This window comes from Skermanella mucosa, assembly GCF_016765655.2.
GTDB classification, from domain to species: Bacteria; Pseudomonadota; Alphaproteobacteria; order Azospirillales; family Azospirillaceae; genus Skermanella; species Skermanella mucosa.
Genome location: NZ_CP086107.1, coordinates 604949 through 618262, shown reverse-complemented (window position 1 = coordinate 618262; position 13314 = coordinate 604949). Strand labels below are relative to the sequence as shown.

The following is a 13314-nucleotide window of genomic DNA, read 5'->3' as shown; positions in this document are numbered from 1 at the left end:
GGCGGGCATACTGGGAGAAAAGGAGATCCCGCATGGCTCGTCGCAAACCACCCGTCATCCCTGACGCCCTGCTCGACCAACTTCTTGCCGTGTCCGACGCGAAGAGCGCGTTCGATCCGAACGGCCTTCTGGACGGCCTGAAGAAGGCGCTTGCCGAGCGGGCGCTGAATGCCGAGATGGACCATCATCTCGCCGGCGAGGACGAGGCCGGCAACGGCCGGAACGGCTACGGCCGCAAGACGGTGCTGAGCGACACCGGCAAGCTGGAGCTGGAGATCCCGCGCGATCGGCGGGCGACCTTCGATCCGCAGCTCATCGCCAAGTACCAGCGGCGCTTTCCCGGCTTTGACGACAAGATCGTATCGATGTATGCCCGCGGCATGAGCGTCCGGGAGATCGTCGGGCACCTGCGCGAACTCTACGGCGTGGAGGTCTCGCCCGACCTGATCAGCGCCGTGACCGACGCCGTGCTGGACGAGATCGCCACCTGGCAGGCCCGGCCGCTGGAGCCGGTCTACCCGCTGGTGTTCTTCGACGCCCTGCGGGTCAAGGTCCGCGACGAGGGACTGGTCCGCAACAAGGCCGTCCACGTGGCCCTCGGTGTGCGGGCCGACGGCACCAAGGAGATCCTCGGCCTGTGGCTGGAGCAGAACGAGGGCGCCAAGTTCTGGCTGCGTGTCCTGAACGAGCTGCGCAACCGCGGCGTGGAGGACATCCTGATCGCCGTGGTCGACGGGCTGAAGGGCTTTCCCGACGCCATCCAGGCGGTGTTCCCGCAGGCCATGGTCCAGACCTGCATCGTGCACCTGCTGCGCAACAGCCTGGAGTTCGTCTCCTGGAAGGACCGCCGGGCCGTCGCAGCCGCCCTGAAGGACATCTACCGGGCGATCGACGCCACGGCCGCCGAGGCCGCGCTGGAAGCCTTCGAGGACAGCGCCTGGGGACGCAAGTATCCGGCCATCAGCCCGTGCTGGCGCCGCGCCTGGAACGAGGTGGTGCCGTTCTACGCCTTCCCGGCCGAGGTCCGGCGCATCCTGTACACCACCAACGCCATCGAATCCTTGAATGCCAAGCTCCGCCGGGCCGTTCGCGCCCGAGGCCACTTCCCGACTGACGATGCCGCCCTGAAGCTGATCTTCCTGGTCTTGCACAGGACCGAGAAACAGTGGACCATGCCGGCACGCGAATGGGCCATGGCAAAGGCTCAGTTCGCCGTCCTCTTCGGTGAGCGCTTCACAAAGGCATTCGCCTGATCATGCGAAACCGCCCGCCATCACACGAAATTCCTGACACTCTCGATCGACCGCGACGGCAATCTGGTCGACGTCTACCTGAGCGAGACCCGCGATCTCGCCGCCGCCAAGGCGTTCCTCCGCTCGGCCAAGTCGGTCACCCAGGTCGAGCCTGAGCAGGTCACCACCGACGGCCATACCAGCTATCCCAGGGCCATCACCGAGGAACTCGGCACGGACGTCGACCACCGCACCAGTCAGTACAAAAACAACGTGATTGAGCAAGATCACCGGGGAATAAAAGGACGCTACCGGTCAATGCGCGGCTTCAAGAACTTCGATGCGGCTCATCGCTTCTGCCGAGCCTTTGATGAGATCCGCAACTTCCTCCACCCGACCTGCTACATCAACCAGACCATCTCGCTCGCCCGTCGGCGGGTTATCCACGTCCAGCGCGTGGCCGCGCTTCGGGGCCTGATCTCCGCCGCCTGATACAGCTAATGGCAGCCAGACGCCTGTCCGCTGCGCAACTTGCCCCGAAAGCTGACAGAACCCAATTGCGCGGAGAACTCGCACCAACCAAAGCGCCAGCGCTAGCGGTGCATGAGGCAGTTCCTTCCAATTCCACCGAAATGGGGGTTTACTTCGTGCAGAGCCCGCAGCCCGGTCAAGAGCATGTCGCCCAAGACTCCAGGTTGGCGCATGAACCGCCGAACGTCGCGACGCGAGTCCCAGCGCGGCATGGCGCTGCTGAGCGTTCTATGGACCATAATGCTGCTGGCCTTGATCGCCACCAATGCAACAACAAACTCCAGAACCAGTGTCGCCTTGGCGCGCAATCACCTGATCTCGGCGCAGGCCGAAGCCACCGCCGACGCTGGCGTTCACCTCGCCATCCTGGCGCTGCTCGACCCGCAGGGGGTCAGGATCCTGCCTGAGGACGGCACGCCGTTCGATATTCCCGTCGGCGGCGGCACGGTCGTCCTGTCGGTTCAGGATGAAGCCGGTCTGCTGAACCTCAACTATGCCACCGCGGAAGAACTCGCCCGATTGATGACCGCGACCGGAATGACGCCCGCAGAGGGAGTCCTTCTGGCAAGAGCTATCACGTCGTTCCGGCGTCCTGGCCCCGGGTCGTCGACAGCTTGGGCCCAGGCCGCCCCCGGTATGGGCGATCCGGGGGCGTCTGGAAACAGGTTCTTCGACGTCGTGGAGGAACTCCAGCAAGTCGACGGAATAACGCCTGCGGTGTATCGGCGCATACTGCCATATGTCACCGCGGACAGTCGTCTCTCGCGGCTTGATCCGGATGTGGCGTCGGACGAGGTCGTTTACGCTGTCACGGGCTTCATGCGCGCCGAACTCGATCGCATCCTGACGGCTGACCCCCGCCCGGCCCGCGAGGCACCTTCGGAAAATGCCTTGAGAAATGGCGACACGGGATATGGGCGCGACTTGCGGGGACGGGGCTCCGCGACCAGGGAACGGATTGCACCCTCGGAGCGGGAGGTCTTCGTCATACGGGCCCAGGCCGCCACGCCAGGCGGTGGCCGGTATGTCCGTGTCGCCCGGATATACTGCTCCCGGGATCCGGAACTGCCCTACCGCGTCCTGGGGTGGACCACAGGCCGTCCCATCGTGCCGACCCGGAACGGGTGAGGAACCGCATGAACAAGCAAACGGCATGACCTTTTCGGCAGGCATGTATCTCACAATCATTGCCCTTTCCCTGACGGCCGGCGGCCTGATTTCCGTGGGGCTCGGACAGCTGCCGACCGATGATCGGAGTCCGAACGATCCCCCGGATCGATCCTTCGCCAGCGCAGCCGCCGCCTCCCTTGGAGCCGCTTTCTGGTCCTGCGCCGTCCTTCCGGAACCGCTCTCCTGGGCCGGCTGCGCGCTTGGATGGGTTCTGATCGCGGCGGCCATGAGCGACCTGAGGCATTACTGGCTGCCGGACCCTCTGATCCTGCCGCTGGTTCCGGCCGGGCTGGTGGTGTCGTGGCTGACGACCGGCGCGGTCACGGCGCAAGGGATCGGGGTCGTCGCCGGATACGCCAGCGTGTCCGCCATCCGCCGGATTTACCGGATGCTGCGGGGGCGCGAGGGGATCGGCCTCGGCGACGCGAAGCTGCTGGCCGCCGCCGGCGCCTGGGTCGGGTGGGCCGGCCTGCCCAGCGTGGTCCTGATCGCCGCGGTCACGGCGCTTTCCGTCAGTTTTGTTTCCTCCTGCAGCCGGTGCTGCGGCACCGGGGATGCTCCGATCGCCTTCGGCCCCTATCTCGCGCTCGGGTTCTGGATCGTCTGGCTGCACGGACCCCTGCAGATCGGCTGACACCGAGGGTACGAGTCCCGCCGGATGACTCCCGACGTTGGAGGTATTCCGTGCAGCGCGTAGCAATGCGCGGGAGTTCCTTCTACCCTGTTCGGAAAACGGGAGCGCTGCGTTTCGCTTGCGGTCGATGCGCGCCCGACCGGGGAAACGAAGAACAAGAACGACAGGGGACGTCATGTCTCTGGCGGCGCAGAAACAATCCATCCTCGATGACCGGGTGGTTGACATGCTGGTTGGCACCGGGCGGCTGGACAGGGCATCCCTGGAGCGCGTCTCTCGGCTCCGTGCCAGCAGCGGCGAGCCGATCCGACACATCCTGGTCAAGTTGGGCCTGATCTCCGAACGCGATCTGGCCTCGGCCATTGCCGAAACCAGCGGCCTGCCGCTTGTGGCCGAACAGGACTATCCCGAGGCGCCGCTCCTGGAGGATCAGCTCAGCCAGCGCTTTCTGCGCGATTCCGCCGTCCTGCCGCTGGCTTTCGCCGGTGAAACCCTGATCCTGGCGATGGCCGATCCCCACGACGCCTTCGCCATCGACGCGGTGCGGACCGTCGCCCGGTGCGCGGTGGATCCGCGCGTCGCGGTACCCAGTGAACTCGAGCGGGCGATCGACCGGCTGTATGCGCGGCCCGGCGCAGCGGCGAACGACGAAGACTGCTCGGATACCGAGGATGATACCCTTGCGCTCGATGTCGAGCACCTGAAGGACTTGGCGAGCGAGGCTCCCGTGATCCGCCTGGTCAACCGGATCATCACACGGGCGATCGAGATCGGTGCCACGGACATCCATCTGGAACCCTTCGAGACGAGACTGCGACTGCGCTACCGCATCGACGGCGTGCTGCGCGAAGGCGACTCTCCGCCGTTCCGCCTCAGGGCGGCGATCACGTCGCGCATCAAGATCATGGCCAAGCTGAACATCGCAGAGCGCCGGTTGCCCCAGGACGGACGCATCAAGTTCGCGGCGCACGGTTCGGCGATCGATCTCCGTGTGTCGACGCTGCCGACGCTTTACGGCGAGACCATTGCGATCCGTGCCCTCGACCGGGAGCGGATCGCCCTCGACTTCGCGGCCCTCGGTATCGCCGACCGCAACCTGGAAACCTATCTGCGCGGACTCGAGCAGCCCGACGGGATCTTCCTCGTGACCGGCCCGACCGGCAGCGGGAAGACGACCACGCTCTACGCGTCCCTGGTCCGGCTGAACACGCCCGAGATCAAGATCATCACCGTCGAGGACCCGGTCGAGTACCAGCTCGACGGCGTCAACCAGATCCAGGTCAAGCCGGCGATCGGGCTGGATTTCGCCAATGTACTCCGTCACATCCTGCGCCAGGACCCGAACATCATCCTGGTCGGCGAGATCCGCGACCTGGCGACGGCCCAGATCGCGGCCCAGGCAGCCCTGACCGGTCACCTCGTGCTGTCGACGCTGCACACCAACAGCGCCGCCGCCAGCGTCACCCGGCTGGTGGACATGGGTCTGGACGATTATCTCGTCACCTCGACCCTGAACGGCGTTTCCGCCCAGCGGCTGATCCGGACCCTGTGCCGGCGCTGCAGGCAGCCCTTCCGCGCCTTGCCCGAACTGACCGGCCAGCTTGGTCTGGCGCGCTTCACCGGGGATGAGGAGATCACCCTCTACCGTCCCGCAGGCTGCCCGGAGTGCGGCGGTACCGGCTACAGGGGGCGGACGACAATCCTCGAGACCCTGATCATGTCGGACCACATACGTCAGCTCGTGCTCCGGCGGTCCGAGAGCCGCGTCCTCCACCGCGCCGCGGTCGAGGAGGGCATGAGCACGCTGTTCGATGACGGCATGAGGAAGGCGCTGGCAGGCCTTACCTCGTACCAGGAAATCCTGCGCGTCACGCGAGAGGGGTAAGGTGCCGAACTTCCGCTTCAAGGCCGTCACGACGGAGGGCAAGGTCGTCGAGGGCGATATCGACGCGCCGTCGCGGAGCGCCGTCATCGAGCATTTGCGCCGCCAGGGAAGCGTGGCGATCCGCGCCGAGGAAGGTTCCGCGCGCCGGTCCAGGCCAGGTCTTCGGGGGCAGCGGAAGGGTACCAAGGATCTGCTGCCCTTTACCCGCGAACTGGCGACACTGCTGCGCGCCGAGGTCCCGCTCGACCGGGCGCTGGCGCTGGTCAGCGAACTGACCGACAAGCCGGCATTCCGGGACCTCACCGTCCGGGTGCTCGACAGGGTTCGCGGCGGGGCTTCGTTCGCGGACGCCCTCCAGGCGCAGGGCGACGTCTTTCCGCGCGTCTATGTCGGCATGGTTCGGGCGGGCGAGGCGGGCGGCAGCCTCAAGACCGTCCTGGCACAGGTCGCGGAGATGCTGGCGCGCCGCCAAGCGCTCGAGGAGACGGTCCGCCAAGCCCTCCAGTACCCGATCTTCGTCCTCGTCACGGCATTTGTTTCCGTGATCCTCATCCTCACCCTGATAATACCCGAGTTCCGCACCCTGTTCGACGCGGCGGGCGCGGCACTGCCGCTTTCCACCCGGATTATCCTGTGGCTGTCCGACTTCCTCAGGACCTGGTGGCTGGCCCTGGGACTGGGTTGCTGCTCGGCGGTCCTGGCGCTCAGCTGGGCGATGCGCAGCCCGGCATTCCGTCGGAGTCGCGACGCGCTGGCGCTGCGCCTTCCCCTGGTCGGCGGCCTGATCGCGAGGATCGAGGCGGTCCGGTTCAGCAGGACGTTGGGAACGCTGCTGGTCAACGGCGTCAGCCTGCTGGCAGCGCTCGCCATGACGGTCGAGACGATCGGCAACCGCGCCGTCGCTGCGAAGCTCGCCGGAGTGGAGCGTCACCTCAAGAAGGGCGAGGGCTTGGCGGAGCCGCTGTCGCGCGCCGGCGTGTTCCCGCCGATGGTGATCCATCTGGTCCGGATCGGAGAGGAGAGCGGCCAGCTGGAAGAAATGCTGGGCCGCATCGCCGAGATCTACGACGAGGAGGTGAAGCGCTCGATCCAGCGTGTCCTGGGACTTCTGGTGCCTGTCATCACGGTCCTTCTCGGCATCGTGGTCGCCGGGATCATCGCCTCCGTCTTTTCCGCGATCCTGGGGTCGTACAATGTCGCGTTCTGAGGCAACGCACGGCCCGATCGCGAACGGCTTCACCCTGCTCGAGATGCTCGTCGTCCTCGCCATCATGGCCCTCGTCGCGGCCCTGGCCCTGCCCGATCTCGGAAGGCTGGCACCGTCCCTGCGGCAGCGCGCCGCCGCAGGCGAGTTGGCCGCGGCGCTGCGCGATGCGCGCGGGCAGGCCATCCGGTCCAACGACGAAACGGTGCTGACCCTTGACATCGGGTCCGGGACCTACGCTCTCTCATACCGGCCGGACACTCGGCAGCTCGGCGCCTTCGATTTCTTCATGCGGACAGCCATCCAGGAAACCGAGGGCGACCGCGTCGGAAGCATCCGCTTCTTTCCCGACGGCAGCTCGACCGGAGGTCGGATAAGCCTGTCCTCCGGCCGTTCGAGCCATACCGTCACCGTCGACTGGCTGACCGGCCATGTTCGGATCGTCGAGTAGAGTGCGCTTTCCGGGAGCTTCCGGCCGGCGGGGAGCGCCGCGGGGTGCCGCATCGGGCTTCACCCTGATCGAGACCCTGGTTGCCTTCACCATCCTGAGCATGGCGCTGCTGGCCGCCCTGCAGGCATTCTCGACCAGCCTGCGGGGCATCTCGGCAGCGGAAGGCACGGGTGCCGCTGTCCTGCATGCCCGCAGCAAGATGGATGAGGTCGGCATCACGATCCCCCTGGTTCCGGGAGAGACGGGGGGAGCATTCGCAGACGGCTTTCGCTGGAAAGCTGGCATCGAGCCGTACCCCGACGCGCATCCGGGCGGCGCCGGGGCTCTCGCTGTCGAGCCATATCAAGTCAGCGTGACGGTGACCTGGGGCCGGGCACAGGCGATCACGCTTCAGACGGTGAAGCTGGGACCCGCCCGATGAGGAATCTCCGGCCGGTCACCAGCCGAAATCGCGGAGCCGCCGGCTTCACTCTGGTCGAGATGCTGGTGACCCTCGCCCTGATGGGATTGGTGGCGGTGGTCACGTTCGGGGGACTCCGGTTTGGAGCCCGGGCCTGGGAAACTGGATCCGGCCGCGCGGCGGACGCTGGAGAGATCGAGGCGGTACAGACCTTCCTGCGTCGGCAGATGAGCCGGATGCTCCTTCCCGAAGACCGGTCCGCGCGGGCAAGCGGAGCGGTCCTGCTGGGCGAGGCAAGGGGATTTCAGTTCCTCAGCATCCTCCCGCCCGAACTGGGTGTCGGCGGAATTGGCTTCTTTCGGATCTATCTGGATACCGGGGCGGACAACGGGCGCCTGGCCCTGGATTGGGCGCTTTACCGTCCGGACGGGCTGGTCGTGCCGCCCGACGCAGCCGAGCGGAGCCGCGCCCTGCTCCGGGGGGTGAGGGACATCAGGATAGGATATTACGGCGCGGTGCGCGACGGGGAGGATCCGGCCTGGCGCGATGCATGGCTGGCCCACGACCGGCTCCCCAGCCTGGTCAAGCTCGAGCTCGCCTTCGCCGAGGGTGACCGCAGGATCTGGCCGCCGCTATCGGTGGCGCCCAGGCTCGCTTCCTCCCCATAGGACCCTGACCTGATGGGCCAGCGCAGTGCGGATCGGGGATATTGTATTGTGCCGCCCGGCTTATGAGATCACAATTCACCGCCTGGACGCGGTGAAAGGCATTGGGACAGGCATGGGACCCTGGAACGGCCGTATCGGATCGGGTATCTGGAATTTCCTGCGCTGGTGGGGTGGGGAACTGACCGCGCTTGTTCCCCGGCGCCTGAGCCGCGCCCTGTCGCGCCGCTCCCGCTGCTTCGAAGTGGTGGTAGAGCCGGAGTGCCTCCGAGTCTTCGCGCACCGGGCCGGACGCCGCCGGTTTCTCGGATCGGTCGATAGGCCCCGGCCGGTCCCGGGCGCCCGGATCGACCATGGCCCAATATCCGTGTCTGAGCAGATACGCGACTTGGTAAGAAACCGATCCGGCAGCCGGTGCGAGACGGCCCTGATCGTTCCTGCGGGCACGGCGCTGCGACGCACGGTGACCTTGCCTGCAGCGGCGGCCGAGAACCTGAGGGAGGTCCTGTCCTTCGAGATGGACCGGCTCACGCCGTTCAGGGCCGAGGATGTTTATAATGACTACCGGATCGTTTCCGGGCGACGCGCCGGCGGCGTGACGACCGGCCGGCAATTGCTGGTCGACCTCGTCGTCGTCTGCCGGTCGGACGTCGACTGGGCACTCGACCTGATCCGAAGCGCAGGCTTGAAGCCGGAGTGGCTCGAAGTGGCCGGGTGGGGCGGCGAGGCGTATACCGATCTGCTCCCCCGCACCGGCGGAGAGGCCAACCGGCGGCGGTACCGAATGGCCGCTGTCCTGGCGGGGATCGCTCTGGCACTGGTGGCGGCACGCACTTCCCTGCCGCTGTACCAGCAGGAACGGCATCTCGCCGAACTCGACGCGGCGGTGACGTCGGCACGCGTCCGGGCTCTGGAGGCGGACAGGCTTCGGGCCGATCTCGATGCGGCGATCCACAAGGAACGGTACCTTGCGGATCTGAAGCGCCGGAGCCCCGCGAGCATCGACATCCTGTCCGAGGTCACCCGGCTGCTGCCCGATGATACTTGGCTCGCCAGCCTTAACATGCGCGCCGGCTCCCTGTCCCTGTCGGGTTTCTCGGCCAAGGCCTCGGCCCTGATCGCCCTTCTGGAGGAGTCCGCCCTGCTGGAGGACGTCCAATTCCGCTCGCAGGTCTCGTTCGAGCGGACCGGGGGCGTGCGGGGCGCTTGGCAGGACGCCGACGGCGAAGTGCCGGACGGCAGAGCCGCCAGCGTCGAGCGCTTCAGTATCTCAGCCCGTCTCTCGGCAATCGGGGAAAGTCTCTCCGAGCCAACGCGGGAGAACTGACATGAACCTCCGGTTCGATAGGATCATCGGCCGGGTCGCGGCAATCAGCTTGGTGGGAGCGATCGTCGGTACAGTGTACGTCACGGCGGTTGCCATGCCGCTCGCCCGCCAAGAGCGCAACGCCGAGCAGATCGCGAACCTTCAGGCCATGCTGGCGCGCTACCGAGGAATGGCGGTCGAGGTGCCGCGTATCAGAGCCGCCGTCGAGAACTTCGACCGGGAGCCCGAGGGCACAGGATCCTACCTGGAAGGCTCGACCGATGCCTTGGCTGCCGCCTGGCTGGTCGAGCAGGTGAAGCGAGGCGTTCAGGAGAACGGCGGACGGGTCAACGCCGCGCAGAACCTGCCGACGGCGACCGTTGAGGATCTCCAGAAGGTTTCGGTCAGGATTCAGTTCACGGGGGGAATTGAAACGCTCCAACGTGTCCTTCACGCGGTGGAGAGGGGGCGGCCGATGCTGTTCATCGAGGGAATGGAGATCCGGGAAACCGCCCGGAGCCAGGCTGGCCAGGAGCTCAACAATGATCCCGTTCTCGCGATCCGGCTCGATGTCGCCGGGTACCTGAGGGGGAGGGCAGGAAAATGAGGTCTTTGAGCCCGAGTTTCGCGACACTTGGCGCCGCCGCCGTGGCCTTCGCCACCGTATCCTGGCTGCTGGTTTCGGATCTGCTAGCCCTGGGCGGGATCGGCCCGATACCGCCCGTGCAGGAGGCGTCTCAGGCACCCGCGGACCCGGCTCGGGTACAGGAAAGCGAGCCTGGCTGGGTGGAACGGGCGCTTGAGGACTTTTCGGAAATCCTCGAACGGCCGGTGTTCACCGCAAGCCGCCGCCCGCCGGAGCGGCGAGAGCAGGCGGGCGAGCCGGCGCAGCCGTTGAGCGTGGTGATCTCGGGAATTCTGATCACGCCGGAGAGCCGCATGGCACTCATGTCCCCGGTCAAGGATCAGAAAGCCCGCAGGCTGCGGGTGGGGGACACGATACAGGGATGGAGGGTCGTTGGGATCGAACAACGGCGCGTCATCATCCGGCGCGGCAGCGTCGAGCGCGTGCTTGATCTGCGGATCGAGGCGCCGGCACCGGAGCCGGACCGCTCACGCCGCCCGCGGGAACGGCCCCGGGAACTCGCGACCGGGAATGTCACGGCGCTCCAGCCGTGACATTCCTGAAGTTGTAATCTCTTCGCCGGACCCATCACCCTTTGCGTTCTGGCCTCGAAGCCTGAATTGGCTGAGCATCAATGTGGCGCACCACCGAAATCTCGAAGCTAAAACAATAATGATAACAATGGATTATCCCATTGGCTTCCGTCCCAGCCTCCTCGGTTTCCAAGGCGATCACGCGATTTCTCAGCTTGGCCGTACTCCTGCTGGCATGCGCCTGCACCACGCAACCGGGAGACCTCGGGGAAGAGACGGTCGCGTACGGACCCGCCCGCGCGCCGGTGCCACTCGCCTCGGCAGCGCCCGCGCGGCGCGGCGGCGCGGCTGAAGCGAGTCTGGCCACGCCGGACCGTCGGCCCCAGGTCTTACCCGGCCCCAGGATCATTCGCGGGTCCGGCGATTTTCTACGCCGCGGTGGCGCTCCCGAAGGCGTGGCGGTCACCGGCGCCGACGAAGTCAGCTTCAACTTCGTCAACACGGATATCCGTGAAGCGGTCGACGGCATCCTCGGCGACACCCTTGGCCTCACTTATGTCCTGGACCCGAATGTCCAGGGAACGATCACGGCGCGATCCGGACGCCCCGTGCCGCGGGCGAGCATCATGCCGACCCTCGAGACCCTCCTGGCCTTGGCGGGGGCTGCGATCACCCGGACGGACGGCATCTACCGGGTCGAGCCGATGGAACGGGCAGTCGCTCGCATCACCCCGGGCCTGGTCGCCGTCACCGATGCCCAGGCGGGCCGCGGCTACGGTCTCCACATCATTCCGGTCCGCTATGCTGCCGTGGAGGCGCTGCGGGAAACCTTGGCGCCTTTCGTTGCGACAGGCCGGTCGCTGGTGGCCGATCCCGTGCGGAACCTGCTGGTGTTCGCCGGTCCCGGAGGCGAGGCGGCGGATCTCGTCGACCTCGTCGAAACCTTCGATATCGACTGGATGGCCGGAATGTCCTTCGGCATTTTCCCCCTGAGACGCGCCAACCCCGAGGACGTTGCCGGCGAGCTTACCCAGATCTTCAGCCAGCCCGATGGTCCGACCGGAACCACCGCCCAGGAGGGCGCGCCGGCACCGCAGCCCGGTTCCGCCGGCGCCGGTGGAGTTCGCTTCCTGCCGATCCAGCGCCTGAGTGCCGTCCTGGCGATAGCCAGGACCCCGGGGCAGTTGAGCGAGGCCCGGCAGTGGATCGAGATCCTCGATCTGGGTGACGACGCTCAGGACCGGCGGATCTTCATCTATTTTGTGCAGAACGGACGGGCGGCGGAGCTCGGGTCCGTCGTGGCACCGCTGTTCGGCAGCGAACTCACGACGGCAGTGCCGCAGACGGGCGGGTTTCCCTCCGTATCGCCTGGGTTTCGGTCGCGGGACCTGGGCTCCTTCCCGGCGGGTGGCGGGAGAAGGTCGGGGGGAGAGGGGTTCTCGATCGACGACTCCGACGCATCGCAACTGCGGAACGGCCGGGGGACTTCGGGGTTGGCCGGAAACGGTCAGGGTGGACCGACGGGCATGATCCAGTCCCCGCGACCCTTTCCAGGCACGGCAGCCCCCAGCGGACCCGGAGAAGCGCCGGCCGGCGACCCGGAGATCCGCATCATCGCCGACGAGGTGAACAATGCCCTGGTGATCCTCGCCAGCGAGGCCGATTTCCGGATGATCGAGGCAGCGCTGCAGCGCCTGGACATCGTGCCGATGCAGGTTCTGATCGAGGCGACGATCGCGGAAGTGAGCCTGACCGACCAGCTGCGCTATGGGCTGCAATGGTTCTTCTCGGCGGGGAACGGAAGCTTCTCGTTCAACGAGACCGGCGAGGTCTTCAATCCGCAGCTGTTCGCCAATCCCGGCCAGGGCGGTCCGGCGTTTCCCGGCTTCAACTTCCTCTACAGCAGCACCGACGCGAGGGTCGTGCTGAACGCCCTCAGCGAGGTCACCGAGGTCAACGTTCTGTCGGCACCCCAGCTGCTCGTCCTGGACAACAGGACGGCGCGCCTGAGCGTCGGCGATCAGGTACCGATCCCGCTGCGCTCCTCGGTCTCCGTGGTCGACCCGGATGCTCCGATCGTCAATGACATCGAGTACCGGGACACCGGGGTCATCCTGCGGATCACGCCCCGGGTGAATGCCGGCGGGCTGGTCAGCCTGGACATTGCCCAGGAAGTCAGCGACGTCGCGACGAACAACTCCTCGAATATCGATGCGCCGGTCATACAGCAGCGCACCATCCAGAGCTCCGTGGCCGTCCAGGACGGTGAAAGCGTGGCGCTCGCCGGCCTGATCCGGGACAGCTTGGGCGATGGCGTAACGGGAATTCCTGTCCTCTCGGACATCCCGGTTCTCGGCAATCTCTTCAAGACGACAATCACGCAACGTCGGCGCACCGAGCTTCTGGTCCTGCTGACCCCCCGGGTGATCGGCAACCGCGCTCAGGCCCGTGCGGTGACGGACGAGCTGCGCCGCAGGCTGAACGGCGCCGGTCGGATGATTCCAGGTACCGGCTACGCGCCTCCTCCGAATACTGGGCGGCGATGAGTTTCCAAGCAGCAAAACGTGCGCTGCATGATCCTGTGTGGCAGGCCTGCGTTTTCTGCATATCTGACGGTCGACTTACGGTCAGTGCAAACACATCGACCCAGGAGGCTGTCCCAGATCCAGTTTTCCTTT

At 66.5% G+C, this 13314-nt stretch carries 13 protein-coding genes; all 13 read left to right on the top strand.

From position 1 onward, the window contains the following. Positions 1-32 precede the first annotated feature (32 nt). The 13 genes from JL100_RS32745 to gspD all read left to right on the top strand — a co-directional run bounded on the left by JL100_RS32745 (position 33) and on the right by gspD (position 13182). On the top strand, positions 33-1253 hold the full coding sequence (locus tag JL100_RS32745) for an IS256 family transposase (protein ID WP_228421574.1): 1221 nt from the start codon (positions 33-35) through the stop codon (positions 1251-1253). A gap of 33 nt (positions 1254-1286) precedes the next feature. Next, complete coding sequence (locus JL100_RS32740) at positions 1287-1724, top strand: DDE-type integrase/transposase/recombinase (protein ID WP_228421696.1); 438 nt, start codon at positions 1287-1289, stop codon at positions 1722-1724. A 249-nt stretch (positions 1725-1973) separates the two neighbouring features. Beyond that, a complete protein-coding gene (locus JL100_RS32735) occupies positions 1974-2891 on the top strand; it encodes a type II secretion system minor pseudopilin (protein ID WP_202685572.1) in 918 nt (305 codons plus the stop codon). After that, a complete protein-coding gene (locus tag JL100_RS32730; RefSeq protein WP_323378603.1) occupies positions 2788-3567 on the top strand; it encodes a prepilin peptidase in 780 nt (259 codons plus the stop codon). The genes JL100_RS32735 and JL100_RS32730 overlap by 104 nt, the downstream gene beginning before the upstream one ends. A gap of 226 nt (positions 3568-3793) precedes the next feature. Beyond that, complete coding sequence (locus JL100_RS32725; protein WP_202685574.1) at positions 3794-5452, top strand: GspE/PulE family protein; 1659 nt, start codon at positions 3794-3796, stop codon at positions 5450-5452. A 1-nt stretch (position 5453) separates the two neighbouring features. Then, entirely contained in the window at positions 5454-6659 is a 1206-nt protein-coding gene (locus JL100_RS32720) for a type II secretion system F family protein (protein WP_202685575.1), read from the top strand. Next, complete coding sequence (locus tag JL100_RS32715) at positions 6646-7107, top strand: GspH/FimT family pseudopilin (RefSeq protein ID WP_202685576.1); 462 nt, start codon at positions 6646-6648, stop codon at positions 7105-7107. Before JL100_RS32720 ends, JL100_RS32715 begins: the two co-directional genes overlap by 14 nt. Before the next feature lies 1 nt (position 7108). Beyond that, on the top strand, positions 7109-7528 hold the full coding sequence (locus JL100_RS32710; RefSeq protein WP_202685577.1) for a type IV pilus modification PilV family protein: 420 nt from the start codon (positions 7109-7111) through the stop codon (positions 7526-7528). Then, on the top strand, positions 7525-8175 hold the full coding sequence (locus tag JL100_RS32705; protein ID WP_202685578.1) for a prepilin-type N-terminal cleavage/methylation domain-containing protein: 651 nt from the start codon (positions 7525-7527) through the stop codon (positions 8173-8175). Before JL100_RS32710 ends, JL100_RS32705 begins: the two co-directional genes overlap by 4 nt. 112 nt (positions 8176-8287) lie before the next feature. Beyond that, on the top strand, positions 8288-9499 hold the full coding sequence (locus tag JL100_RS32700) for a PilN domain-containing protein (RefSeq protein ID WP_228421572.1): 1212 nt from the start codon (positions 8288-8290) through the stop codon (positions 9497-9499). A gap of 1 nt (position 9500) precedes the next feature. After that, complete coding sequence (gene gspM / locus JL100_RS32695) at positions 9501-10085, top strand: type II secretion system protein GspM (RefSeq protein WP_202685580.1); 585 nt, start codon at positions 9501-9503, stop codon at positions 10083-10085. Positions 10086-10126: 41 nt separating this feature from the next. Continuing rightward, positions 10127-10657, top strand: coding sequence for a hypothetical protein (locus JL100_RS32690; protein WP_202685581.1), 531 nt, complete (start codon positions 10127-10129; stop codon positions 10655-10657). A gap of 194 nt (positions 10658-10851) precedes the next feature. Further along, the gene (gene gspD, locus JL100_RS32685) at positions 10852-13182 is read left to right on the top strand and encodes a type II secretion system secretin GspD (RefSeq protein ID WP_202685582.1); all 2331 of its coding nucleotides are present in this window, start codon (positions 10852-10854) and stop codon (positions 13180-13182) included. The last annotated feature ends 132 nt before the right edge of the window (positions 13183-13314 follow it).